Annotated in this window: 19 protein-coding genes; 12 read left to right on the top strand and 7 right to left on the bottom strand. The window is 61.6% G+C overall.

All coding sequences use genetic code 11. The features are described 5' to 3' along the window. Window positions 1–168 precede the first annotated feature (168 nt). From OXT71_13410 to OXT71_13435, 6 genes are all read left to right on the top strand, one after another. A complete protein-coding gene (locus OXT71_13410) occupies window positions 169–2,265 on the top strand; it encodes a prolyl oligopeptidase family serine peptidase (GenBank protein ID MDE2927388.1) in 2,097 nt (698 codons plus the stop codon). A gap of 154 nt (window positions 2,266–2,419) precedes the next feature. Next, a complete protein-coding gene (locus OXT71_13415) occupies window positions 2,420–3,133 on the top strand; it encodes a hypothetical protein (GenBank protein MDE2927389.1) in 714 nt (237 codons plus the stop codon). A gap of 24 nt (window positions 3,134–3,157) precedes the next feature. Continuing rightward, window positions 3,158–4,204, top strand: coding sequence for a Gfo/Idh/MocA family oxidoreductase (locus OXT71_13420; protein MDE2927390.1), 1,047 nt, complete (start codon window positions 3,158–3,160; stop codon window positions 4,202–4,204). A gap of 46 nt (window positions 4,205–4,250) precedes the next feature. Beyond that, window positions 4,251–5,747, top strand: coding sequence for a sodium/solute symporter (locus tag OXT71_13425; protein ID MDE2927391.1), 1,497 nt, complete (start codon window positions 4,251–4,253; stop codon window positions 5,745–5,747). A 435-nt stretch (window positions 5,748–6,182) separates the two neighbouring features. Then, the gene (locus OXT71_13430; GenBank protein MDE2927392.1) at window positions 6,183–6,800 is read left to right on the top strand and encodes a hypothetical protein; all 618 of its coding nucleotides are present in this window, start codon (window positions 6,183–6,185) and stop codon (window positions 6,798–6,800) included. Window positions 6,801–6,975: 175 nt separating this feature from the next. Further along, window positions 6,976–7,221: a CopG family transcriptional regulator gene (locus OXT71_13435; protein ID MDE2927393.1), complete on the top strand. Its 246-nt coding sequence runs from the start codon at window positions 6,976–6,978 to the stop codon at window positions 7,219–7,221. Between the two features lie 78 nt (window positions 7,222–7,299). Here OXT71_13435 and OXT71_13440 read toward each other — a convergent pair whose 3' ends face one another. Beyond that, entirely contained in the window at window positions 7,300–8,913 is a 1,614-nt protein-coding gene (locus OXT71_13440) for a hypothetical protein (protein ID MDE2927394.1), read from the bottom strand. 125 nt (window positions 8,914–9,038) lie between these two features. Here OXT71_13440 and OXT71_13445 point away from each other — a divergent pair, with 125 nt between their 5' ends. Continuing rightward, on the top strand, window positions 9,039–10,514 hold the full coding sequence (locus tag OXT71_13445; GenBank protein MDE2927395.1) for a hypothetical protein: 1,476 nt from the start codon (window positions 9,039–9,041) through the stop codon (window positions 10,512–10,514). A gap of 51 nt (window positions 10,515–10,565) precedes the next feature. Then, window positions 10,566–11,420, top strand: coding sequence for a DUF1295 domain-containing protein (locus OXT71_13450; protein MDE2927396.1), 855 nt, complete (start codon window positions 10,566–10,568; stop codon window positions 11,418–11,420). 110 nt (window positions 11,421–11,530) lie between these two features. On the opposite strand, the gene OXT71_13455 is transcribed toward OXT71_13450, so the two are convergent. From OXT71_13455 to OXT71_13465, 3 genes are all read right to left on the bottom strand, one after another. Beyond that, window positions 11,531–11,842, bottom strand: a complete 312-nt coding sequence (locus OXT71_13455; GenBank protein ID MDE2927397.1) for a nucleotidyltransferase domain-containing protein — start codon at window positions 11,840–11,842, stop codon at window positions 11,531–11,533. A gap of 201 nt (window positions 11,843–12,043) precedes the next feature. Further along, entirely contained in the window at window positions 12,044–12,652 is a 609-nt protein-coding gene (locus OXT71_13460; GenBank protein ID MDE2927398.1) for a hypothetical protein, read from the bottom strand. Next, window positions 12,645–13,910, bottom strand: a complete 1,266-nt coding sequence (locus OXT71_13465) for an AAA family ATPase (GenBank protein ID MDE2927399.1) — start codon at window positions 13,908–13,910, stop codon at window positions 12,645–12,647. Before OXT71_13465 ends, OXT71_13460 begins: the two co-directional genes overlap by 8 nt. A 342-nt stretch (window positions 13,911–14,252) precedes the next feature. Between OXT71_13465 and OXT71_13470 the strand changes: the two genes are divergently transcribed. Continuing rightward, the gene (locus tag OXT71_13470; protein MDE2927400.1) at window positions 14,253–15,950 is read left to right on the top strand and encodes a sialidase family protein; all 1,698 of its coding nucleotides are present in this window, start codon (window positions 14,253–14,255) and stop codon (window positions 15,948–15,950) included. 354 nt (window positions 15,951–16,304) lie between these two features. Further along, on the top strand, window positions 16,305–16,964 hold the full coding sequence (locus OXT71_13475) for a DUF4328 domain-containing protein (GenBank protein ID MDE2927401.1): 660 nt from the start codon (window positions 16,305–16,307) through the stop codon (window positions 16,962–16,964). Window positions 16,965–17,266: 302 nt separating this feature from the next. Here the strand turns inward: OXT71_13475 and OXT71_13480 are convergent, their stop codons facing one another. Beyond that, entirely contained in the window at window positions 17,267–17,518 is a 252-nt protein-coding gene (locus OXT71_13480) for a hypothetical protein (protein MDE2927402.1), read from the bottom strand. 607 nt (window positions 17,519–18,125) lie between these two features. Further along, window positions 18,126–18,911 carry a hypothetical protein gene (locus OXT71_13485; GenBank protein MDE2927403.1) on the bottom strand — a complete coding sequence of 262 codons (786 nt, stop codon included), beginning with the start codon at window positions 18,909–18,911 and terminating at the stop codon, window positions 18,126–18,128. Between the two features lie 281 nt (window positions 18,912–19,192). Here OXT71_13485 and OXT71_13490 point away from each other — a divergent pair, with 281 nt between their 5' ends. Then, complete coding sequence (locus tag OXT71_13490; protein MDE2927404.1) at window positions 19,193–19,864, top strand: hypothetical protein; 672 nt, start codon at window positions 19,193–19,195, stop codon at window positions 19,862–19,864. Between the two features lie 901 nt (window positions 19,865–20,765). Here the strand turns inward: OXT71_13490 and OXT71_13495 are convergent. After that, the gene (locus OXT71_13495; protein ID MDE2927405.1) at window positions 20,766–21,719 is read right to left on the bottom strand and encodes an IS5 family transposase; all 954 of its coding nucleotides are present in this window, start codon (window positions 21,717–21,719) and stop codon (window positions 20,766–20,768) included. Window positions 21,720–21,935: 216 nt separating this feature from the next. Between OXT71_13495 and OXT71_13500 the strand changes: the two genes are divergently transcribed. Then, a complete protein-coding gene (locus OXT71_13500) occupies window positions 21,936–22,277 on the top strand; it encodes a hypothetical protein (protein MDE2927406.1) in 342 nt (113 codons plus the stop codon). Window positions 22,278–22,495 lie beyond the last annotated feature (218 nt).

The raw sequence follows: 22,495 nt of genomic DNA on the forward strand, positions 1-22,495 counted from the left end.
CCCCCCACCTACTATCCGACCGCCTATTTCATGCCTTTCCCCGCTGGCCGCTTACATCCCCGTCCCTCCGCCCGGGCCCGGGGGGGGGCTCCACAGACTGTGGAGCCCCGCGAACCGCATTCTGAAGTCGTTTGACCGCAGACACAATTCCTTTGAGGATTCGGGTTCGTGTTATCCAGCCCAACGCCCGGCACAGCCCGCATACTCCTTGTCGTTCTTGTCTGGACCCTGACGTCGGAAATCGCGCTCGGGACCGATCTCCGGGTGCTGCCGGCATCGGCACGACCGGACGGCGAAGTCCGGTTGCTTCGGGATCATCTCCGGCCACTCGTCCACGCCGCGCTGGACCGGCGTCTGCAGGCGTACGAAGCGCTGAAGACCCCTGAGCAGATCCGGGATTACCAGGAGCGCCTGCGAGCCGAATTCATCGAAAGCCTGGGGGGATTCCCGGAACGCACTCCCCTGCGTCCCCGAGTCGTGGGCCGGCTGACGGGCGACGGGTTTCGAGCCGAAAAGCTGATCTACGAGAGCCGGCCCGGCTTCCACGTGACGGCGGTCCTGTACCTGCCGGAGGCCGAACCGCCGTACCCCGGCGTCCTGGTCCCCTGCGGCCACAGCGAGAACGGAAAGGCGGCCGAACTCTACCAGCGGGCGGCCATCCTGATGGCCAGGAACGGTCTGGCGGTGCTCTGCTACGACCCCGTCGGCCAAGGGGAGCGGAAGCAGATTCTCGAGGACGGCGCGCCACGGTCGGAGCCCGCGAAGGGGCGGTTTCGGCCCACCGAAGAACACAACCTGGCCGGCGTCGCCCCCATTTTGCTGGGCCGGAACCTGGCGACTTATCGCATCTGGGACGGGATCCGCAGCATCGATTACCTGGCGGGACGGGACGACGTCGACGAGTCGCGCATCGGCTGCACCGGAAACTCGGGCGGCGGCCTCATGACCGCCTACCTGATGGCGCTCGATCCGAGGATCGCCGCTGCGGCGTCCAGTTGTTTCATCACCACCACCCGCCGCAAGAACGACGACCCCGGTCCGGGCGACGCCGAGCAGAACATCTACGCACAGACCGCCTACGGCATGGACCACGCGGACTACATCCTGATGAGAGCGCCTAAGCCTGCGTTGATTCTTGCCGCCACCAAGGACTTCGTGCCCATTGCGGGCGCCTGGGAGACATACCGGCAAGCCAAACGGCTCTACACGCGGTTGGGCGTCGCGGAGCGGGTCGGCCTGGTGGAGGCGGACGAGAAGCACGGGTTCTCCCTCCATCTGCGCACCGGCGCCTGCCGCTGGATGCGTCGGTGGCTGCTGGACCGGGTCGACGAGGTGAACGAGCCGGACTTCGACGTCTTCTCCGACCGGCAGCTTCAATGCACGCCCCAGGGGCAGGTTCTGTTGCTGGAGGGCGCACGCTCGGTGTTCCAACTCTACCGAGCCGAGGAGGAGAGGCTCCGGCGGCATCGCGAGCGGTCGTGGCAGCCAAAGACCGACCAGGAGCGAAGAACCCAGGTGAGGGAAACCGCGGGCATCCGTCCCCTCTCGGAGATCCCGCCACCGGCAGTCCAAGCGTACGGCACGGTCCGGCGCACCGGTTACCGCATCGAGAAGTTGATCCTGCAGTCCGCCGGCGGGTTTCCACTGCCGGCGCTGCGGTTCGTTCCCGAGCACTCGCGAGGCGAGTGGACGCTGTACCTGAACGGGCGGGGAAAGCAGATCGACGCGGGTCCCGGAGGGCCCATTGAGTCTCTGGCGCGCGGCGGGCATCCGGTGCTGGCCGTGGATCTGACCGGCTTGGGGGAGACCGAGTCCACGGCGTGGCGGTACGACCCGAAATACATCGGAAACAACTCGGCAGAGTATTTCATCGCCTACATGCTGGGACGTTCACTCGTCGGCATGCGGGCTGAGGACATACTCGCCTGCGCGCGTTACCTGCGCGTAGCGGCCGAGGAGGCGAAGCGAGTGAACCTGGTCGCCGTGGGAAGAGCCGGGATTGCCGCGCTCCACGCCGCGGCCGTGGAGCCGGAGCTGTTTGGCCGGGTCGGCATCCGTGACTCCATCGACAGTTGGAGGCGCGTCGTCGAAACCGACGTCACCGTGGATCAACTCGAGAACACGGTCCACGGAGCGCTCCGCTGGTACGATCTGGGAGACTTGGCCCGGCTGGCGGGGAAGGACCGGGTCGTTTTCGACAGGATCCGGACCGCATCCGGCGCCTTGTTGGAATCGGTCGGCGAACGGGGGGGACCGGGCGATTAGGAAATCGCCCTTCCGGCCGGAGCGGGAGCGGCGGTTTCCTAACCGCCGAACTCCCCGAGGAGCGGCGGTTTCCTAACCGCCGATTCTTTAGACTTCGGCGAACCGGGGGTTAAGGACGAAGAGGGAAAAAACAGCCCCCCTCCAAGGAGACCAAATGAGAGTCATTCTGATTGGCTGCGAATACGCGGGGACCACAACGCTGGCCGACGGAATCCAGCGCTGGAGTCATGAGGTCATGGGCGAGGACAACGGTCTCAGGGCCTTCCATGACCATTGGAAGATCCCGCACGTCAGCGGGCATCCCGGACTCGACGACGAAAACCTGTTCACGCCGGAAGAGCAGGAGCAGTTCCTGGCCCTGACCCCCAAGACCAAGGAGATGATCCAGCGCTACAGCGTCACCTACCACCTCACGCCGGGCGCGCTTCGCAATCCGGACTACGTTTCCGTCGGCCTCCACATCGAAAACGCCATCTACGGGGCGCTGTACTTCGGCTACTACACCGGAGAGCAGGCCTGGATGCGCCGGGCCGTTCTGGACCACTTCGAAGAGAGCATCCAGGAGTTCGCGCCCGACATGCCGCTGGTGCTGGTGAAGGCTTCGCCCGAGACCATCGGCCGGCGCATGAAGGAGAACCCCCATCCCAACGGCGTGCTGCAGGAACCCGACATCGAGCGGGTGCTGGAAGAGTTCGAGGCCGAGTTCGAACGGTCGTCCATGCGCAACAAGTTCAGCATCGACACGACCCGCAGGACACCGGAGGAGACGTTGGCCCGGTTCCTGGAAAAGTTCGAGCCCTACCTCAACGAGGCCGACAAACTCCGCATCCTGATCCACCGGGCCCGCCGGCGGGGCGAGTGGATCTGAACATTTGCCGGGAGAAGAATCGCCATGACGGACATCATCAGGGTCGGCATCATCGGAGCGGGAAAGATCGCCCAGGCCCGGCACATCCCTCTGCTGCTGAGGGTTCCCGGCGTCGAGATCACCCACGCCTGGTCCCGCCGGAAGGAAACGGCTCGAACGGCGGCCCGGAAGTTCAATATTCCCAACCTGGTCGAGCGCTGGGTGCAGATCATCGAAAACCGCGGCATCGACGCCGTGGTGATCGCCACCCCGCCTCACCTCCACCTGCCGGCCACCGTAGCCGCCCTGGATGCCGGCAAGCGCGTTCTCTGTCAGGCGAGGATGGCGCGTAACCTGCACGAGGCCCGGCAGATGCTGGAAGCCTCCCGGAAGACCGACCTGGTCACCTCCCTCTATGCGGCCGGTTTCGGCCTCAAGGGGGACCGGGTGATGCGCCGGCTGCTCAGTCAGGGCTACGTGGGAGACCTCCGGGAAGTGCGGGTCACGTCGCTGGTTCCGGCCCTTCCCGAGTCCGGCGCCTGGCTGGTGAACCCGGAGGTGGTGGGCGTCAACACCATGATGCTGGGGATCCTGGCCGAGGTCGTCTACCGCTGGATCGACCCTCCCGTCTCCCTGATCGCCACTACCGGCGAAGACCTGTTGTCCGTGCCCCAGTCCCTGTCCATCGGGGCCGAGTTGCAGGGAGGAGCAACCGCCAGCTTTCACCTTTCGTTCCGGGTTCCCCGGGGTCCGGGCAGCTCGGTGGAGATCTACGGCACGCGGGGAGCGCTGGATTACAAGCTGCTGGTTGAAAAACCGGGAGGGCTGGTGGAAGACGAAGAACTGTTCGGCATGACCCGCGGGGATACCGGGATGCACCCCATCGAAATGCCGCGGGAGGAACGGCGGGACCGAACCATGGACGCCGAGTTCATCGAGGCCATCCGGCGCGGCACGCCGGTGGCTCCCGATTTCGCAGAAGGGATCCGCTACATGGAGTTCTGCGAGGCGGTGGCCCAGTCGATCTACGAAGGCAGGAGGATCTCCATGCCGCCGGAGCCGAAGATGGACTCCTGGGGCCGTCCGCTCTAAGTCGCCTACAACCTTTCCACAGTTTTCCCAGAAGTTTTCCACAACCTTGGACCAAGCCAGCTTCGGCACCCTAAACGCCCTGGTTCTCGTAGCCTACCTGCTGGGAGTCACCGTGCTGGCGCTGGCGCTGGCCGGACGCCAGCGGAACACCGAGTCCTATTTTCTGGCCGGACGCAGCATGCCCTGGCTGGCCGTCGCGTTGAGCACCGTCGCCAGCATGCTGAGCGGCCTCACCTACCTGGGAGCTCCGGCGGCGGCCTACAAGGACAACGCCTCCCTCATGCTGGCGGGCCCGGCGGCGCTGCTGGCCACGCCGCTGATGATCGCTCTCTATTTTCCCATCTACCGAAGGCTCAAGGTCACGACCATCTACGAATACGTCAACGCACGCTTTGGGAACCGTGCCCGCTACGCCGCCTCGGCTCTGGCCGTGCTTCAGATCCAGGGCTGGATGGGAATCGCCCTTTTCGCCCCCGCCCTGGCTCTTTCCACCGTCACCGGGATCGATCTGACCCGCGCCATCCTGCTCATGGGTCTGGTGGCCACGGCGTACACCTGCACGGGAGGACTGGCGGCCGTCATCTGGACCGACGTGATCCAGTTCGTGATCCTGACCACGGGCGCGGTGGTGGTCGCGTTCTCGCTGGTCGACCGGCTCCCGGGAGGCCTGGATCAATTCTTCGAGATCGTCCTGACCGCGGACAAGTTGGGGGTGACCGATCTCCGGTTCGACCTGGCCGAGGCCACCGGACTGGCGGTCTTACTCTGTTACTTCATCAGCGGATTCGGATACGGGAACAACCAGGTGGTCATGCAGCGTCTGCTCGCGGCCAGGAGCCTCCGCGAAATGACGCGGGCGCTGTTGCTGGACCGGGTGCTGGAAATCCTGTTGGCCGCGCTGCTCTACATGATCGGACTCGGGATCTTCGCTTATTTCCTAGTATATCCCGAGCATCTGGCTCCGGGAGTCGCCGGCGACCGGATCCTGCCCTACTACATCGTCCATGCCCTTCCGGCCGGCTTCTCGGGCCTGCTCATCGCCGCCGTCTTCGCCGCGGCCATGTCCACGGTGGATTCGGGGATCCACTCCTCAGCCACCATGATCCAGGTCGATTTCGTGACCCCCCTCAGGAAGCGTGCCCTGACCCAGCGGCAGAGCCTGATGCTGGCCCGGGCCTTGACGGCGGGGCTGGGCCTGCTGGCCACCGCCGCCGCCCTGTTGGTATCGGAAGGCGCCGGCATTCTGGAAACCATGAGCAAGGTGGGCGGCCTCACGGCCGCGCCGGTCACGGGCCTCTTTCTGTTGGGAGTCCTGACCCGGAGGGGACATTTCCCGGCCTGGCTGGCCGCCACCGTGGGGATCTCGCTTCCGCTCAGCATCTACGTGCAGAACTTCGTCGAGATGCACTGGATCTTCTACACGCCCGTCGCGCTGTTGAGCTGCCTCTGCGGGTCCTGGCTCTTCAGCCTGCTGCCGAGATCACGGTCGAGCGAGGATCGTGACCTCGAGGGATTGACGATCTGGGACCGGCGAAAAGGATAGGAGCGGGAGTTGTTAACCCCCGATTCCGGATCGTACAGGCGAACCGGGACGTCCATATTCCAGCCATGCCGCGGCATCGGCGTTCGTGCTCCTGGGAACCCAATTAACGTCCTGGCCTGACTCCGTGCGCACCGGAGTCTCGTGGTTCCAGTCCCTCAGTCGTTGAGATAGACGAACCCTGGTCCTATGTCGCCAGCAAGGATCAGCGTGGGACATCGGCGGACCCGGAGACGGCCGGCACCCAGTGGATCTTCATCGCCATGGGCCGGGATAGCAAATGGAAGCCGGGCTGTCCGATTCGATCTGGCACATGGTCCATGCTCCCATGGTGGTACCATCCGTCGCTGCCATCGAGTCCTGTGTTAACTTTTCGGTAGCGAAGGTATAATTACGACTGGGACCTCGTTGAACCACAACTGAGAATCGGAGTCTCAAATGCCCGAAGCCCTCGCACTATCCCCCAGCTTGCCCGCATACTTTTGGGCAATGACACTTGAATCCATCACGGTTGACGAGACGAATTGGAATTTGACCCACGTGATCGGTGTCGGGGCAGGGATCACTGCGATTCTTTGTGCTATTGCGGCCGCAATCAATGGACTGATGAAGGCAGGGGCACGGAGACAAAAAATCAACGACCTATTGACGGCAACCGAGGATTTTCCAGAGTGGAGGGGGCGCGTTGACAGACGCCTTGCCAAAATCGAAGACAAAATCGGAAACCTCATCTTGTTTCTGTTGGGAGGACCAAGGGAGGCTCTGTTTGGAACGAACAGCCCAATGACCTTGACCTCTCATGGCAAAGAGGCGGCACGCTCGATTGATGCGTCTTCATGGGCCAAGGGTGAAGTGGAAAAGCACCGAGCGGAAGTCGCCGGGAAGTCTGACTACCGGATTCAAGAATACTGCATTCGATATTGCCTGTTTGAGTACACTCCCTCCGAATCCTATTTGGCTGTGCTGGAAAAATGCGCTTTTGAAATGGGAGTGCAAATGGACGGCATCTTGCAGGTCTTGGCGATTGTGCTTCGAGACGAGTTGAGCAAGTCGTAGCCCCGCCCTTGGGCGCCATTGTTGGAATCCCCCTCATTAGCGACCCGCACCGGCGGCCCTCCGGCATGATCCCCCGAGAAACTGGTGGCGTGGGCGGCAATGTTCGGGTGGGGCGCGAGGGGTGTCCGCGGCGGTCCGGCCGGGCCGGGATATGACACGAACCCAGCATGACGACATGGTACGAACTCAGATTCAGTTCGAAGAAAGGCAATATCAGCAGATCCGATCTCTGGCTCATCGGAAGAGGATTTCGATTTCCGAAGCGGTTCGCCGCCTCGTCCGACAGAGTCTCCGAGAAGGATTAAAGGAAAAACAGTCCGGCGTGGAGGGGCTGTTGAGCATTGCCGGTATTGCATCCAGCGGCGTGAAGGATCTGGGCCGTCGTCACGACGACTACCTGGCGGAAATCTACGACGAATGACGTCGATCTTCGTCGACACTTCAGCCCCGTAAAGGGTCAACCCACCTCAAACCAGCCACTTCTCTTCGTTCGGTTTCCTCATCGCCCGTAACGAAAGCGGAAGGAGAAGAGCTTGGCCTGCTTCAGATGGAAGCGCAGTTGGACCGGTTGCCCGGCCAGCCGCCCCACCCGCCCTTTGCCCTTCCAGGTCACGGCATGGCGGACCGAATCTCCCTGGAAGGCGTCGCAGTCTGTTCTCGCGTAGCCCGGTATCGGCCGCCCCGTCTCGGGGTCCAGGATTTCGGCGGAGACTTCGCCCTGAGGTCCGGCCGTGGCGGCATTGATCTCCAACCGGTCTCCCGCGAAGACCAGCGGCTTGGTGGTCACCGATCCCTGTCCCGCGGTCAGCGAGACAAACCCGTCCAGCCGCAGCGTGGCCAGCGACACCGAGCTCTCCTGATTCCCGCCCCGCCGGACGGCCCAGTGGCCCCGTTCGAACCCCACGTAGTAAATCCAGATTTCTTCCAGCTCCTCCCGCACGACCGGCTGCTGGGCCACGAAGATCATGCCGGCGTCGTAGCTCCCCTCGGGACCGTTGGGGATGAAGGTGCGCCGATTCCCCACCCGTTGCCAGACCCTTCCGTCCCGGCTGAAGGCCAACTGGATGTCGATCCGATCCATCCAGGGATTTCGGGCATTTCCCCGCACCGGAGGAATCTCGGGCTCCATCCCGGGACAGACGTGATACGGGGTGAGGAAGCCCACGTAGACCCCTTCGTACTGAAGGATCTCGAAGGTGTAGAACCCGGCGGTGCAGGGGCCGTCCTCCGCGTCGGGCGGCACCAGGATGTACTTCCGGTTCACCTCCACCGGATCCCGCATGTCCTTGGGGGCGTCCCAGTGGATGAAGTCGGGACTGGTGGCGATTCCGGGAGTCCTGACGTTCCCTTTCCGGTTCCTGAAGTGAAACCTGGGATCGTCGGCGAAAAGGGGCGGCTTGAGCCGGATGTGGGCCACATAGCTCTCCCGTTGTTCGTCCCAGAACACCGCCTGGTGGGTGTCGTTGTTGAGGTAGACCGGATTCACTTCCGGGTACGGGTAGTCCTTCCATTGGATTCCGTCGGCCGAGTACGCGGCCCAGACGCCGCTCTCGGGACGCCTCCGGTTGTAGAGCATCTTGTAGCGTTTCGCGGGATCGGTTTCGTGAAGATCCTTGAAGACTCCGGGGGCGCCCAACCGGTGGGCGTTGCCGAACACGAAGTTGTGGCTCCGGGTCGACTCCCCGCGGCAGTAGTCCGACTTGTACTCGAATTGCCCCACCGGCGGCTTCTCCCAGCGCAGACCGTCTTCCGAGACGTAGTAGCCCAGCAGACTGGTGGACCAGGAGTAGTTGACCGCCTGATTCCACATCTTGAAGCGGCGGTCCGCCTCGTCGTAGACCAGGTTGGGAGAGTTGGCGAAGTGCATATCCGCCTCCCAGCACTGGTCCATCTCGATCACCGGGTTCCCGGCATACTTGAGAGGTTGGTTCAAGAGCTTGAAGACGGTGCCGTCCAGCGACTCGATGACGTAGTCGTCGATGAAGAGTTGCTTTCCGGTGCCGATTTCCAGGACCGTGGCGGATAGCGGCGGCATGGACAAGAGCGCCATGATCAGGGCCGGACCGGCGGCGCCCGCGGCCCGGGATGCTCCAAACCGTCGACGGGATTTCATCCTGTGATCCATGGCGCCTCCGTTTGCTGCTCGGACGTAGCGAGGGAATGTCAGAGTTGGTACAAGAATAGCTCAATATGGATTCCGAACCCATGGAAGTTCCTCGGCGGAACGGAAGAGGAACGATGAGGGCGGCGCCGATGGCCGCCTGTCTTGTTTCCGTGGCCCTCGCCGCGGTTGCCGAGCCCTCTCGGAAGACGCAGCCCGACTCCCTGTCCATCGGCTCCCGGCTCGAATTGTTCGTGGACGGCCACCTCATCGAGTCGCTGAAGGGAGCGCGGCTGAAGCTTCACTCTCCCCGTCCGGCGGAGCGGGTGCTCTCCTTCGACCGGGAATGGGAAGGGGGAAACAGCGGCTACGTCACCGTGTTCCGGGACGGCGGCCGTTACCGCATGTACTACCGGGGCGCCAGTTCCAGGGGATACGCGGTCCCCTCCCTTTTGAGGCCGGGTGAAACGTCCGTGCCGGATCACCCCCAGGTGGCCTGCTACGCCGAGAGTCCTGACGGGGTCACCTGGAGCCGGCCGTCGCTCGGCCGGTTCGAGTTCAACGGCTCCACAGACAACAACATCGTCTGGACCGGCTCCGGCGGGCACAACTTCTCCCCCTTCAAGGACACCAATCCCGACGCCCCTCCCGAGCAGCGCTACAAGGCCGTGGGCAGCGGCCGGATGGACGGAAAACCGGTGCTGCTGGGTTACGTCTCCGCGGACGGCATCCGCTGGCGGCGCCTGCGGGAGGAGCCGATTCTCAGCGACGGAAAGTTCGATTCCCTGAACGTCACTTTCTGGGACTCGGTGCGGCACCGCTACGTCGCCTTCTACCGCGACTTCCGCCACGGCGTGCGAACCATCAAGCACGCCACCTCGGCGAATTTCCTGGATTGGACGGCCGGGCAGTGGGGCGAATTCGGAGATACTCCTCCCGAACACCTCTACACCAACGGGACCGTCGCCTATTTCCGCGCCCCGCACCTCTTTCTGGCTTTGCCGAGACGTTTTCTCCCCTGGCGGCAGCTCTACCCGGACGCTCCGGTGCCGGGCGCGTCCGACGGAGTCCTCATGAGCAGCCGCGACGGGGTCCACTGGGACCGCCGCTTCCTGGAGTCGTTCATCCGGCCCGGCCGCGACCCCCGCAACTGGCCCCAGCGGACCAACACGCCGGCGCGGGGCATCGTCCCCACCGCCGACGACGAAATCTCCCTCTACGTCGAGCGCCACCGGTCGGCGCCCACCAACCACCTGCAGCGGCTGGTGCTGCGCACCGACGGATTCGTCTCGGTCCACGCCGGCTGGTCCGGCGGCGAAATGATCACCAAACCGCTGCTCTTCGAGGGGGACAACCTGGTGCTCAACTTCGCCACCTCGGCCGCCGGCAGCATCCGGGTGGAGATACAGGATGTCCGCGGCCACCCCGTTCCCGGGTTCTCACTGGAGGAGTCGCCGCTGATCTGGGGGGACGAGATCGAGCAGGTGGTCCGGTGGGAGCGAAGTCACCGCAAAGCGAATTCGGACAGGCCTCTCCGGCGCCTCGCCGGGAATCCGGTGCGCCTGCGCCTGGTGATGAAGGACGCGGATCTGTACTCCCTGAGATTTCGATAGCAGCCGAAAAACGGCGCTCCGGGCCCAGCCCGCGCCGAAAAGATCAGGTCGATGGACATCAACCTCATTCCTCATCCGCTTCAGGGCACCCCGTACGGAGCAGCCCTCGACCTGACGGTGGTTCTCGCCATCTCCTGCTGGCTCTTGTCGGTCATCACCCGTGAATATTCCTGGGTGGACCGCATCTGGACCGTCAGTCCCCCCATCTTTTGCCTGATGGTGGCCGCCGACCCGGATTTCGGTTCGACGCGGCTCAATGTCATGACGCTCCTGGTGACTGCGTGGGGGGCCCGATTGACCTACAACCTGGCTCGCAAGGGCGGGTATCGGCGCGGCGGTGAAGACTATCGCTGGAAAGTCTTGCGGGAACAGCTTGGTCCGATCAAGTTTCAAATCCTCAATCTCACCTTCGTCGCACCCGGGCAGTTGCTCGTCATCTGGCTGTTCACGTCTCCGGTGCATCAGGCCTGGACCCGGCAGGATCGGCCCCTGAATGTCCTGGATGCCGCCGCGATGGCACTGTTCGTGGCGTTTTGGGTCGTGGAAGCGATCAACGACCAGCAGATGTGGACGTTTCAGCAGGACAAGAAGCGCAGGATCGAGGCGGGTGAACCCGTGACGCAGCCCTTCGTCACCAGCGGCTTGTTCCAGTATTGCCGCCATCCCAGTTTTGTCTGCGAGATGGGCATGTGGACCGTGTTCTACCTGTTCGGGGTCGCGGCAACCGGCCAATGGATCCATTGGTCCGGCCTGGGATTCATTTTCCTGATGTTCATCTTTGGCGGGTCGACAAGATTGACCGAATCCATATCTCTGGATCGATACCCCTCGTACCGCGACTATCAGGCCTCGACGCCTCGGTTCATTCCCTTGACTCGGATCGGCTGCAAGAAACTTGACAACTGACTATGGCAGGTTGCGGCATGCGGTTTTGCTCAAACTCCGGAAACGTCAGGCTCACGGCGAATCGTCTCGCCTCGCGCGCCGCCATCCACATGTCGAGGAGATAGGCGTCGCTACGCCGCATATACGATCTCGGCAGACTGGAGAATGGCCCTGCGGCGAATGTAGTTTGGACTTCGCTCGACGGCGGCTCTCTCGACCAAGTCCGCCTCCCGGTCGAGCGTCGAACTCAACTCGTCCTGCATCTGTGCAACATCCAGAAGAGTGTGACGCGCTTGCGGGTCAAAGCGGACGAGTACATCCACGTCGCTTTCAGGACCAAAATCGTCTCGCAACACTGAACCAAACACCGCCAATTCAATGATGCGCCAACGCCGGCAAAAGGCAGCGATTTCTTCCTCTGGAAGGGCGATGCGTGATGTCATTGATCTATCTGGATTTCTTTCTGGCTCTCAGTAGCCCGATCGTCGACCATGTTGCCGCAGCAGTGCCGGCGACCGCCGGTATTGAAAGGCTCCGGGGTACGAGGTCACAAGGGTCACCACTGGCGCTTCCCGCAGCGCCTGTTCCGGCGAAGAGAATCCTTGGGGACAACTCGCCCGAAACAACCCTATCGGCCGATGTCGTTACGGAGCCGGGACTCGAATTCGAAATTTGCTGCGAAGGTCTTCTACGAACACTTTCAGTGACCGCTCCATCCTTCCGGCCCGGTACAAATCCATCTTTTCTGCGAGTTCGGCCGCGAACTCAATCCCACCGAGGGTCTGAGGATGCCCTCCCATCTGAACCGCTTTCCGAAGAATCGCCTTATAGTAATTTCTTTCGCATTTTTCGGAACCGAGATCAGGTTGATAGCCGACAACTTCGTAGAAGGAATTCACATCTGCCATATACCAACGCTCGATATGGGGGTCGGGACAGGCCGCAACCAGCAGATGACGATACTCTTGTCCCACTGCATCTTCGATACTGGATCTGGTTTGTGCAAAGCTATTGCAGTTGGAGTCGATGGCGACAATGATCATATCCAGGGGGGCATCGAGGCCAAGATGTCGCCGATACCGCAGATAGAATTCAAGCTCACTGAACACTCGTGGGTGACCACCGCGCGCCGTTCGTACTTGGCTACGGACGTCTACGCCTTCTTCCAAGGCAATGCGCTTCACCAATGGCACAAGCAGATTCTCGTGCGCTGCGTCTTCCATAAACAGCTCGACGGCCAGAGCTTCATTCATTGAGCCATCCACGCATGACCATGAATTCGAAGATGCCATCTTCCGTCTTACTCGTGAGATTGCTCATGATGTCGGGCTGATCGAACAACTCGACAGGGGGATCGAAGCGCTGGATTTGAGTTTCCCGGCCTACGCGGCGAACGTTGTACAAAGCGATATCGCCATGTGGCCGCCCCCGGGCTTCTTTGAGCACGGCATCGCAAAATAGCGGCGAGTGGGTCGTCACGACGACTTGGCGTTCTTGCTCCACAGCCATTGCCGTCAGCATTTTGGCAATCAGTTCTATCCGTCTCGGATGCACACCATTCTCGGGTTCCTCGAACGCAAGAAGCGAGCCACTCCACGGATTCGCTGAGATTGCACAGAGCGCCAGCACTCGGAGTGTCCCCTCGGAAACGACGCGGGAAGAGTAGTTGGTGCCGTTCTGCTGAACGTTGATGTCAAGAATGCCTCGACGCTCGTCCAGATCGATGTCGAATGCCTCGACGCTTGGAATTATCGATTGCACAGTTCGGACGACCGATTCAAAGTTCTTTCTGCGCTCTGCCTTGAGTTTGTAGAGGAAGGCTGCGATGTCCTCTCCGAACACACCTATATCAAACACATCCAGTGGTGGCGAAGCACGCCGCATCGCCAGCCGCGGATCCAGGTAGTAGGTTCTCCAGCCGAAGAGTTCTTCCCGAACCCGTTCGATGTACTTGTGTGCCGGGCTTCCTAACCGTGGGTCGGAGAGGATGGCGTAGTTCTGATTGAGGTCCTCGAAACGAGGTCTCCCGCCCCCACTCTGGCGCCGGATCTTCAAACGCTGAGGCTCCGATTCCACTTCAATTGCCGGCACTCCTTTCTCATTTCCGGTCGTTGACAGAGCCGACAGATACTCGTCACAGTTGGCCAGAGCACCCGACTTGGAGGCGATTTCCACCTCGATTCGATAACGGTAACGGTTCTTTCTGATTTTTCGCCCGTCAGGGATTGCCAAGTCTGCAGAAATCGAAAACCTGGCGGTAGATTTCGAGAGTAATTCCGGGATTCCACCGGCCGGCAGAGCAAATGCTTCGATCGGGTATCCCCGAATCATTTGTCCACCGAGGGCATCCATCAGCGTGCGCTCTGTACCGATCCTCGACAGAGCTTGGATCGCGTCGAGGAGGTTGCTCTTTCCCGCGGCATTAGGTCCGAAGAGAATCGTCAGCCGGGGAAATTCCATTGAAATGTTGGAGAGTGATTTGAAACTACGAACAGTCAGGTTCTGAATCATCGTCTCCGTCTCCTAAGGGCGATGCGGCCTCGCGATATGGGCCATGACCTCCACGATTATCGTCCACGATCGCGACTTTGCAGGGTCCATCTTCCCACCGGCGGAAGCAGATTCGCCTCTGCGCATTGATCCGGATGCGGAACTGGCCGCCTTGAAGCCCAAAGGAGAAGGATACATGTACAGGCAAGATGCCCGGAAGCCAAACCCCAGCGCGAAGACCGTTCCCCGGAAATTCAGACCTTGGGAATTGAGGGACAGGTGCTCTTACGGAGTCCCCTTGGCATTTGCGAACGGCTTCCCGATTCCACTTCCCGGCTACATTCCACTACCATTTACCGCGGGATGGGCAGTTCCAGCCGCGCAGTTCGAATCACCTGGGTTTCGACCCTGCTACTGGTCGCTCTGGGATTTCCGGTCCGAGGTGCCGACCCGCCGGTGTTGCTCCGGGCGTCTCCGCCCGGCAAGGCCATCGTGACGCTGCCGGGAGGCGAACTCTGCATTCTCTACATGGTCTCCGGAAAACACTGCGCCTCGATCCGCTCCATCGACGGAGGAGTCACCTGGAGCGAGCCCCGGGTCGAGTTCGAGTTCAGGAATCCCGCCGGCGTTCCGGTGGTGCTGGTAGACCGGGAGGGAGAGCTGCACGCCTTCATGCTGGTGCTGCGGGGCGCCGGGCGGACGCCGACCGTGGATTACTTCTACGACATCTGGCATGCGGCGACGCGGGACGGCCGGTCCCGGTGGTCCGATCCCAAGAGGATCTTCGAAGGCTATGTGGGGGCCTTGAACGGGGTCCTCCAACTCGAGAGCGGAAGGATCGTGCTGCCCCAGCAGTTCTGGGTTCCGGGATTGCGGTCGGAGCCGCCCACGGGGTCCCACGTGGTCACCACCAGCACCTCGGACGACGGCGGCCGGAGCTGGCGGCTCTCGCCGGCGCGGCTCACCTCTCCCTGCCACAGCGGCTACATCGGCAGCAACTACGGCGCGACCGAACCGGTGGCGGTCCAGCTTCGGGATGGACGGGTCTGGATGTTGATCCGGACCCAGACAGGATTCCTCTACGAATCGTTCTCCCCGGACGGGGTCGAGTGGTCCGAGGCCAGGCCCACCCGCTTCCGCTCCTCCAACTCTCCGGCCAACCTGTTGCGCCTGCCCGACGGCCGGCTGGTGGTGTTCTGGAACAACTGCGAGAACCCGTCGCGCGTGGACGGAGAGGCCGTGTACACGACGCGCGATGCCCTCCACGTGGCCATCTCCGGCGACGAAGGAAGGACCTGGAAGGGATACCGGGAGGCCTTCCGGGATCCCAACCGCAACCGGCCCCCTCCCCGGCGCGGCGACCGCGGGACCGCCTATCCCTTTTCCACGGCGACCCGAGACGGAAAGGTCATCCTGGCGACGGGTCAGGGACAGGGCCGGATCGCCCTGGTGCGCATCGACCCGGAATGGATCGGGGCCTCCGCCCGGGAGGACGACTTCTCTGCGGGGTTGGAGGGCTGGAGCGTCTTCAAGCCCTTCGGTCCCGCCGAATACTACTGGCGCGACCGGGTCCAGGGTCCCCGGCTGGTGGATCATCCCACCCGGGAGGGCGCCAAGGCGCTTCAGGTGCGGCGGCCCGATGAGAAGAGCGGCGACGAGGCGGTCTGGAACTTTCCGGCCGGAAGGCGAGGGCAGGTCTCACTCCGGGTCCTGCTGCCGGAAGGCTTCGGGGGCGGAGTCATCGCTCTCGCCGACCGGTTTATTCAGCCGGCCGAGCCGGCGGCCGAACGGTTGGAGGTTTTCCGGCTTCATTTGGACGCGGCTGGAAGGATCGAGGGCGGACCGGTCCTGGCCAAGGGCCGCTGGCATGCTCTCCGCCTCGCCTGGGACCTGAATCGCAACCGCTGCTCGGTCGCGGTCGACGGCAAGACCGCATTGGACCTGCCCCGGCTGAATAACGACAATGATCCTCTGAGCTACTTGCGGCTGCGCTCCAGCGCCACGTCGCCGGACCCGGCTGGAATGCTCATCGATCGGGTCGCAGCGACGAGGGACGAATGAGGGGAGGAGCGGCGGTTTTCTTACCGCCGATTGGGGGGGTTAGGGGGGACGTATACGGATAAGATCTCGTAAGTATATGATAATAATAGAGTTATTATCTATTCTCCCCAGCGTATTCCCTCATTGAATCCCTCCTTTTAAACGGGATTCCATTCGACCATTTTGGAAGTCCGTGGACCCATGGACGGTTTCGAGACTCGACTCGATTCGTGGTTGAAGCGCCTGCGCGCTTCGGTAGTTGGGGGCATACATTCTGAGCCGACCGTATCCGTGCGGGCAGTTCTGCTGCCGACTGGTTTTGATAGTATTCGCGCAACTCCCTAAGGCACATCCGAACCTGGAAGCGAGGTGAGCATGGAGAGTCACTCCGCAGCATCGGAACAGACCGAGGGCTTCAGGGATCCGACCCGGCTTACGAAATGGACACAGGGGTTTTTGTACGCCAGTATCGTTGCGGCACTGTTCGGGATGTGGTCCACTGCCCGCGACTTGCTGGGAGGCGGAGGCGAGGCCGAGTTGGACACCGGGCTGAGGGCGATCTTCTGGGTCTTCAAAGAGTTCCCGATCCCGCTCATTACCTCGATCCTAGTGCTCATCTGGATTCATAGGGCCAACCACAATGCCCGGCAGTTGGGCGCAGCCGACATGCACTTCACGCCCGGGTGGGCGGTGGGTTGGTACTTCGTGCCCATCGCATGGTTTTGGAAGCCCTACCAGGCCATGACGGAGATCTGGCGCGCTTCCCGTAACCCTGCCGACTGGCGCGGAAGGCCGGTGTCCGCGCTGCTGCAATGGTGGTGGGTCCTCTGGATTGTTCCGTTCTGGGGCGAGGCCATCGTGAACTGGGCGGTGGGCCGCAACCTCGACGAAGCAGGTGCGGAGACCTTGGAAGCAGCGACTGGGCTCGCGGGCTGGATCTTGGATATCCCGCTGATCCTCGTCTTTCTCGCCATCATCGGCGCCGTCCACCGGATGCAGATACAACATCGCGCGAGGCAGATGGCGGCGGGCTGACCGCGGCCGAAAGCGGGCGCAAGATCTACTTCGGCACGCTGACGGACCTAGTAATCTCTCTAGAAGAAGCCAGGGCCGTCGGCCGGCTCGACCGCCGCCTCAAGACCCTCACCCACCCGCCGCTTCTTGTCGTGGACGAGATCGGCTACCTGCCGGTGACCCAGAGCGCCGAGGTCCTTTTCTTCCAAGTCATCAACGGGCGCTACGGGCGGGCCTCGAAAATCCTGACGTCCAACAAGGGCTTCGAGGAGTGGGGCCGGATCCTCGGCGACGAGGTCATGGCCGCCGCGCTGCTCGACCGTCTACTCCACCGATGCCACATCGTGAATATCCGGGGCAACAGCTTCCGCATGCGCCGCCATGCCGAACTCTCCAAGGCGATCCATCCCCTTGGGAACCGAATGGGCGCCCAATCGCCCATGTCCAACTCGGCCTCGCTGGAAGCTTCGAATGCCACAGTTCAGACAGCGGTAAGCGCGGCGGTCGCGGAGCCTCTCCGCCGCCTGCTTCCTGAGGGTCTCCAGCCGTTGCTCGTGGATGTCAGGGGCGCTCATGCATCCCATCTTGCACGTCACGGGTGTCTGTTCTTGTCCTTCCCGCCAGGGATATTTTGGACGGGAGCGACCCCCCAAGGCGATGGCACGGAGAGTGCACATCAGCCGGGACCGCATTGCCGATCCGGGAGGCAAAAAGGGGGGGTCGCTCCCGTCCACTTCCGAACTCTCCGAGCGGCACGGGCAAGCCGCGAGGCGATTCGTAACTCGCACGGGGACAGCAGTTTAGAGAAACACGTCCGTGCACATCGAAAGGCCTCATTGGTGCACATGGTTCCGGCTGTCCCATGTGCACTTCCCGAGCAACACGCAACGCCACTTATTGGCTGATGGCGGCAATGGCGCGTTTCACCGTGGCCGGTTGCACCTGCTGCGTCCTCTTGGCGACGTAGCGTCTTCTCCCCCGGCGATCCTTCACCTTATAGATGCCCATGCATCTTCTCCTTTCTGGATCCGGGTTCTTCGCCGTGGAGCGAATCCTGCCACGGCTCCAAGGAATCGACACTCCTCCCTTATCCAAATCGAATCACCACCATGGGAGCAGGACCAGTCTGGGCCCGAAGCATTGAGGCTGACCAGTGCACCAACGCCACGAGGGAGAATGATGTCAGCGAAGAGGCTCCGTTGTAACGATCACGGAACTAAACCATTCCGTCTCCCGTGAGAACCAGAGAGCTCCCACGGCAATGACAGTCTCCCCCTGGACGCGAACCACGCCACTGAATCTGATCGGTTCAGGACTGATAGTGTTTCGTGGTGGGTTTCCGCCCAAGGGGACCCACTCCCGCAGGAAACGGCTCAGCTTGCTCTGGGCCTCGATCTCCCATGTCCTATTGCTCACCCTCCCTGACTCTGGCCCATGTTCGTAGAAGGTCACTGTGACTGATTGCGCCGCGTCAGTTGGATTGGCAATCGCGATCCCCGTCTCTCCTTCCTCCGTCAACCGTGCGAACAGTCGGAATGCGTTGGCGGGTTCGACCACTTGGGATTCGACGTACAGTCCCGGACGTGTCCGGTCCCACGTCGTGTTGACGGCATAGACGTCTGCGACATCGGGAACCGTAATCTTCGCCCAACCATTGTCAGTGAAGGGACCCGTCGAGGAATGGTGTGTGTTGTGGACCGATAACGCATCGCGGGCGATCAAGTGTGACTCTCTATACGACTCCCTCCCGTTTTCTCGGTACTCCTGGACGGTCACGCCAACGTACCGGCCCGACACTTCCGTAATGGACAGATAAGACGCCAGTGGGTCGGACTGAGTGAAGACTGGGGCGATAAGCTGCTTCCCTCCGGTGTCGTCATCGAGGGAGCGATCCGGGCGGTTCTGGCGCGCCTGACTGCCCGGCGCGAGGAGCAACAGGAGCCCAATTACAAATAGTTTGAATCGCATAGGTTTCTCCTTCCTTCCGGATGGTCGACCTCGGGCAGACATCTCTTATCGGCTGGGTCCATTGTCGCGGTCCCTGCGGCGTTCCGATTCCCTGAGTCTCTCTCGCCTTCTCGCGGACGCTCTGCTCGAAGCGGGCACGCCGCTCAGTGCGGTCCTCTCTGATGGGTCGATCTCGTGGAGCTATCTGGACTCAAGCCATCTGAACTCACTTGGTGAGCCGATTGTGGAGAAAAAATCGCATTTCCTGATGTCAGTCTGATTTCTAATGGGAGATGGGCACCATGAGCATCCTTACAAGCATACGCAACAGGCGGTTCCGGAAAACGGTCGGGTCCCAATATGTGGGACCTATCGCACCCATATTGAGTATTGTCTTTCGTCTTGCCATCACTCTGGCACTGATTGTGCTGCCCACCGTCGGCACACTCTCCGCACAGCCCAAATCACCGGAAATATTCAGTACCATCGGCACTCTGCAGCTTGGAACCGATGACGGCACACTCGGTCGCGCGGTCAGCTACGGCGGTGGTCTCACTGTACCCGTCACGGACCGCATGTATCTCGGATTCGACTTCGAGACTGCGCAGATCCGCGAAATACATTCCAATGACAACTTCTACATCCGTCGAAGCACTCTCGTAATTCCCAACATATGCTTTCGGTGGGGCAATGAGAAAGCATACGGGTATGTGGGCGCAGGGGTAGGCGGCGAATATGTGGAATCTCGTTCCAGGGGCGACCACTTCGAGCCTGGAGAGTCACTGCCAGAATGGCGTGAAATCAGGCCAGGCGTGTTGGAGTTTGGCTTTAAGGAGTGGCGCAGAATACTGTTCGCGCCCAAGGTCGGGTTTGTTGCGTTTCCGGTTGACCGGATTGGAGTAAAGGTAGATTTCGGGTTCGCTAATTGGCACATGGGCCTTAGAGTGGGCGCGGTCTACAGGATTGGAAGTTGAAGAGGATACGATAGGAAACCAGTCCGGACAGCGGTAAGCGCGGCGGACACGCAGCCTCTCCACCGCCTGCTTCCTGAGGGCCTCCAGCCGTTGCTCGGGGATGCCGGGGACGCTCATGCGTTCCATCGTGCCCGTCACTGGTGTCTTCTATTGGCCTTCCCGCAAGGGATAATTTGGAAGGGAGCGACCCCCCACAGGGGGTGTTGCGCAGATGTAAACTGCGCCACACCCCCGCGCCCGCACCGGGCAGGAAAAAGGGGGGGGTCGCTCCCGTCCACCTCCGCTTTCCCCGTGCGGGCACCGCGAAGCCGGGAATGTGGCCGCAACTGCATGAGCGACAAAGAGATCGGGGAAATCGGAGGTGTAAGTCAAAAGGCCTCCGGGATGTAACTTGAGTCCTTTGTCTCCCTTACACTCCCCGATCGGCACCGAACCCCACTTTTCGGCGGTCAGAATCGACCTCCCGGAAGCCGGCTCGAACGCCAGCTCCCGAAGCCTGCCGGGAGGACCACCACGGCGGATCAACGGTGCCGGACGGACGCCTGAGGCCGGCTCTCGCCAGCCAGATAGCTCGCCCAGTTCTCCGCGAGCACGCGCCGCCGCTCGAACAGGTCAGTGGACTCTATGGACGAGTTTCGAGCTTCAACTCCAAACCACGCCGCCCAGCCGGGAGGTCTGGGAATTGCCCACGCAGTCCACCGGAATCGGTGTGGAAAGGTTCCGGGCTCAATTCTTAGGGAAGGTCTGAGTAAGTCCTCATACGGGGCGAAACAGACCTTAGTATCTCTGCCTTTTTCGGATCCAGGCGTTGTAACGTGGGATTTGCAACCCTGAATTGGTCTTGACCAAGCGATTGCGAGACGGTTTCCCCAGCCTCAAACACAGCCGTGCCGCATTCCGATCAGGCGGTCACACCGGAGCGCTCGGCGATCATCAGATTGGCGAATCCCACCAGCAGATAGATCCGTTGGGTGTTTTTCGCCAGCCCGCGGTAGCGCACCTTGGCGTAGCCGAAATGCCGTTTCAGGTACCCGAACACATGTTCGGCCTTCGCCCGAACCGATGCCTTGCGCCGCTCGGCCAACGCCGCCTCACTCTCCGGCGACAGCTGCCAACGCTTCCCGGGCTTCATCATCACCTGCCAATCCATCGGCCGATCTCGATTCTCCGACCGCTTCTGCACTCCCTGGTATCCGGAATCCCCCCAAACTTGCGACTCCGAGCCGTGCAGCAATTCGGAGGCCCGCGTCACGTCATGCTCGTTGGCCGGAGCCGTCACCACCGTGTGCGCCACCCCCGTCTGGGCGTCCACCCCCAGGTGGGCCTTCATTCCGAAATACCACTGTTTTCCCTTCTTCGTCTGATGCATCTCCGGGTCCCGCGCCCCCTCCCTGTTCTTGGTCGAGGAAGGCGCCGCCAGGATACTCGCGTCCACGATCGTCCCCCGGCTCAGCCGCAGGCCTTGCCGCTGCAGGTGAGAACCGATCTCCTCGAACAGCGCCTCCCCCAGACCATGCTCCTCCAGCCGATGACGGAACTTCAGAATCGTCGTCTCGTCCGGCAGCGGCCCCGTGAGCTTCAGGCCCACGAACCGCCGCACCGACTCCACCTCATAGAGCAGATCCTCCATCCCCGGATCGCTCAGGTTGTAAAACAGCTGCACGCAGTGAACCCGCAGCATCGTCGAGAGCGGGTAGGGACGCCGGCCCCGTCCCGCTTTCGGGTAAAACGGCTCAATCCGGGCTTCCAAGTGCTCCCACGGAATCAACCCGTCCATGCGGGCCAGAAACTTCTCTCGACGGGTCACCCGCTTCTTGGTGTCGTATTCCAGATCTGCGAACGTCCGTTGCGACATCGTCTTTCCCCCCAACGCAGTGATGATGAAAGAATTATCGTGCAGAACGCTGACTCGACTTAATCAGACCTTCCCTGATAAACTGCAACCAATCGATTGTACTGAGGGTAGTTGATAATGATTGCGATCCTACCTCTCTCGGTTTCCTTGGTGACAATCTGGATTTGGTGGGAGCCCGGCGGGTGGATTCTAGGAGCTACTATCGCGGTCGGAATCGTGAGTTGGGGGAGCATCCTCGCCCTGAAGACCCCAACCTCGGAAGCGGCGTTTGAAACGGCGTTACTCCGTGAGATCAGCGGCGGAGCCTGGGGTACTTCCGTGGATGAAATTAAAGCGTCCCCCTTCGCTAGTGGGGTCTACGTGGTCACTCTCTTGACCCAGACCGGACTGCTCACCTGGGGAGTGAGCCGAAACCCTTCCGTTGCCTTGTGGCAAGCTCCAGCAGCCGTGATCATCCTGGCGGTCTGTCTGTTCATCACCGAGGGGAAAATTTTAAAGTGGCTTTTCTTCCTAGCGGTTAGCGCGTGGCTGATTCGATTTTGCGGCGTTGATCTGTAATTCGGGAGATTGGCCGTTCGCAGACATTCCCGGTAGAAGTCCTTGGCCATCACTAGCTGTAACTCTTCCCTTTTCATGTTCCAGGTCAGTCTGAAGGTAGCGATAATGAGCGCTCCCCTGGTAAGTCGGTAGTTCAGGTCGAACCAAGCTTGCTTGATTTTCTTCAACTCCCACAGAAAATTCCGACGGATGCTCATTGCCCGCAAACATCTTTACAG

This window comes from Acidobacteriota bacterium (assembly GCA_028874215.1).
Classification (GTDB): Bacteria; Acidobacteriota; UBA6911; order RPQK01; family JAJDTT01; genus JAJDTT01.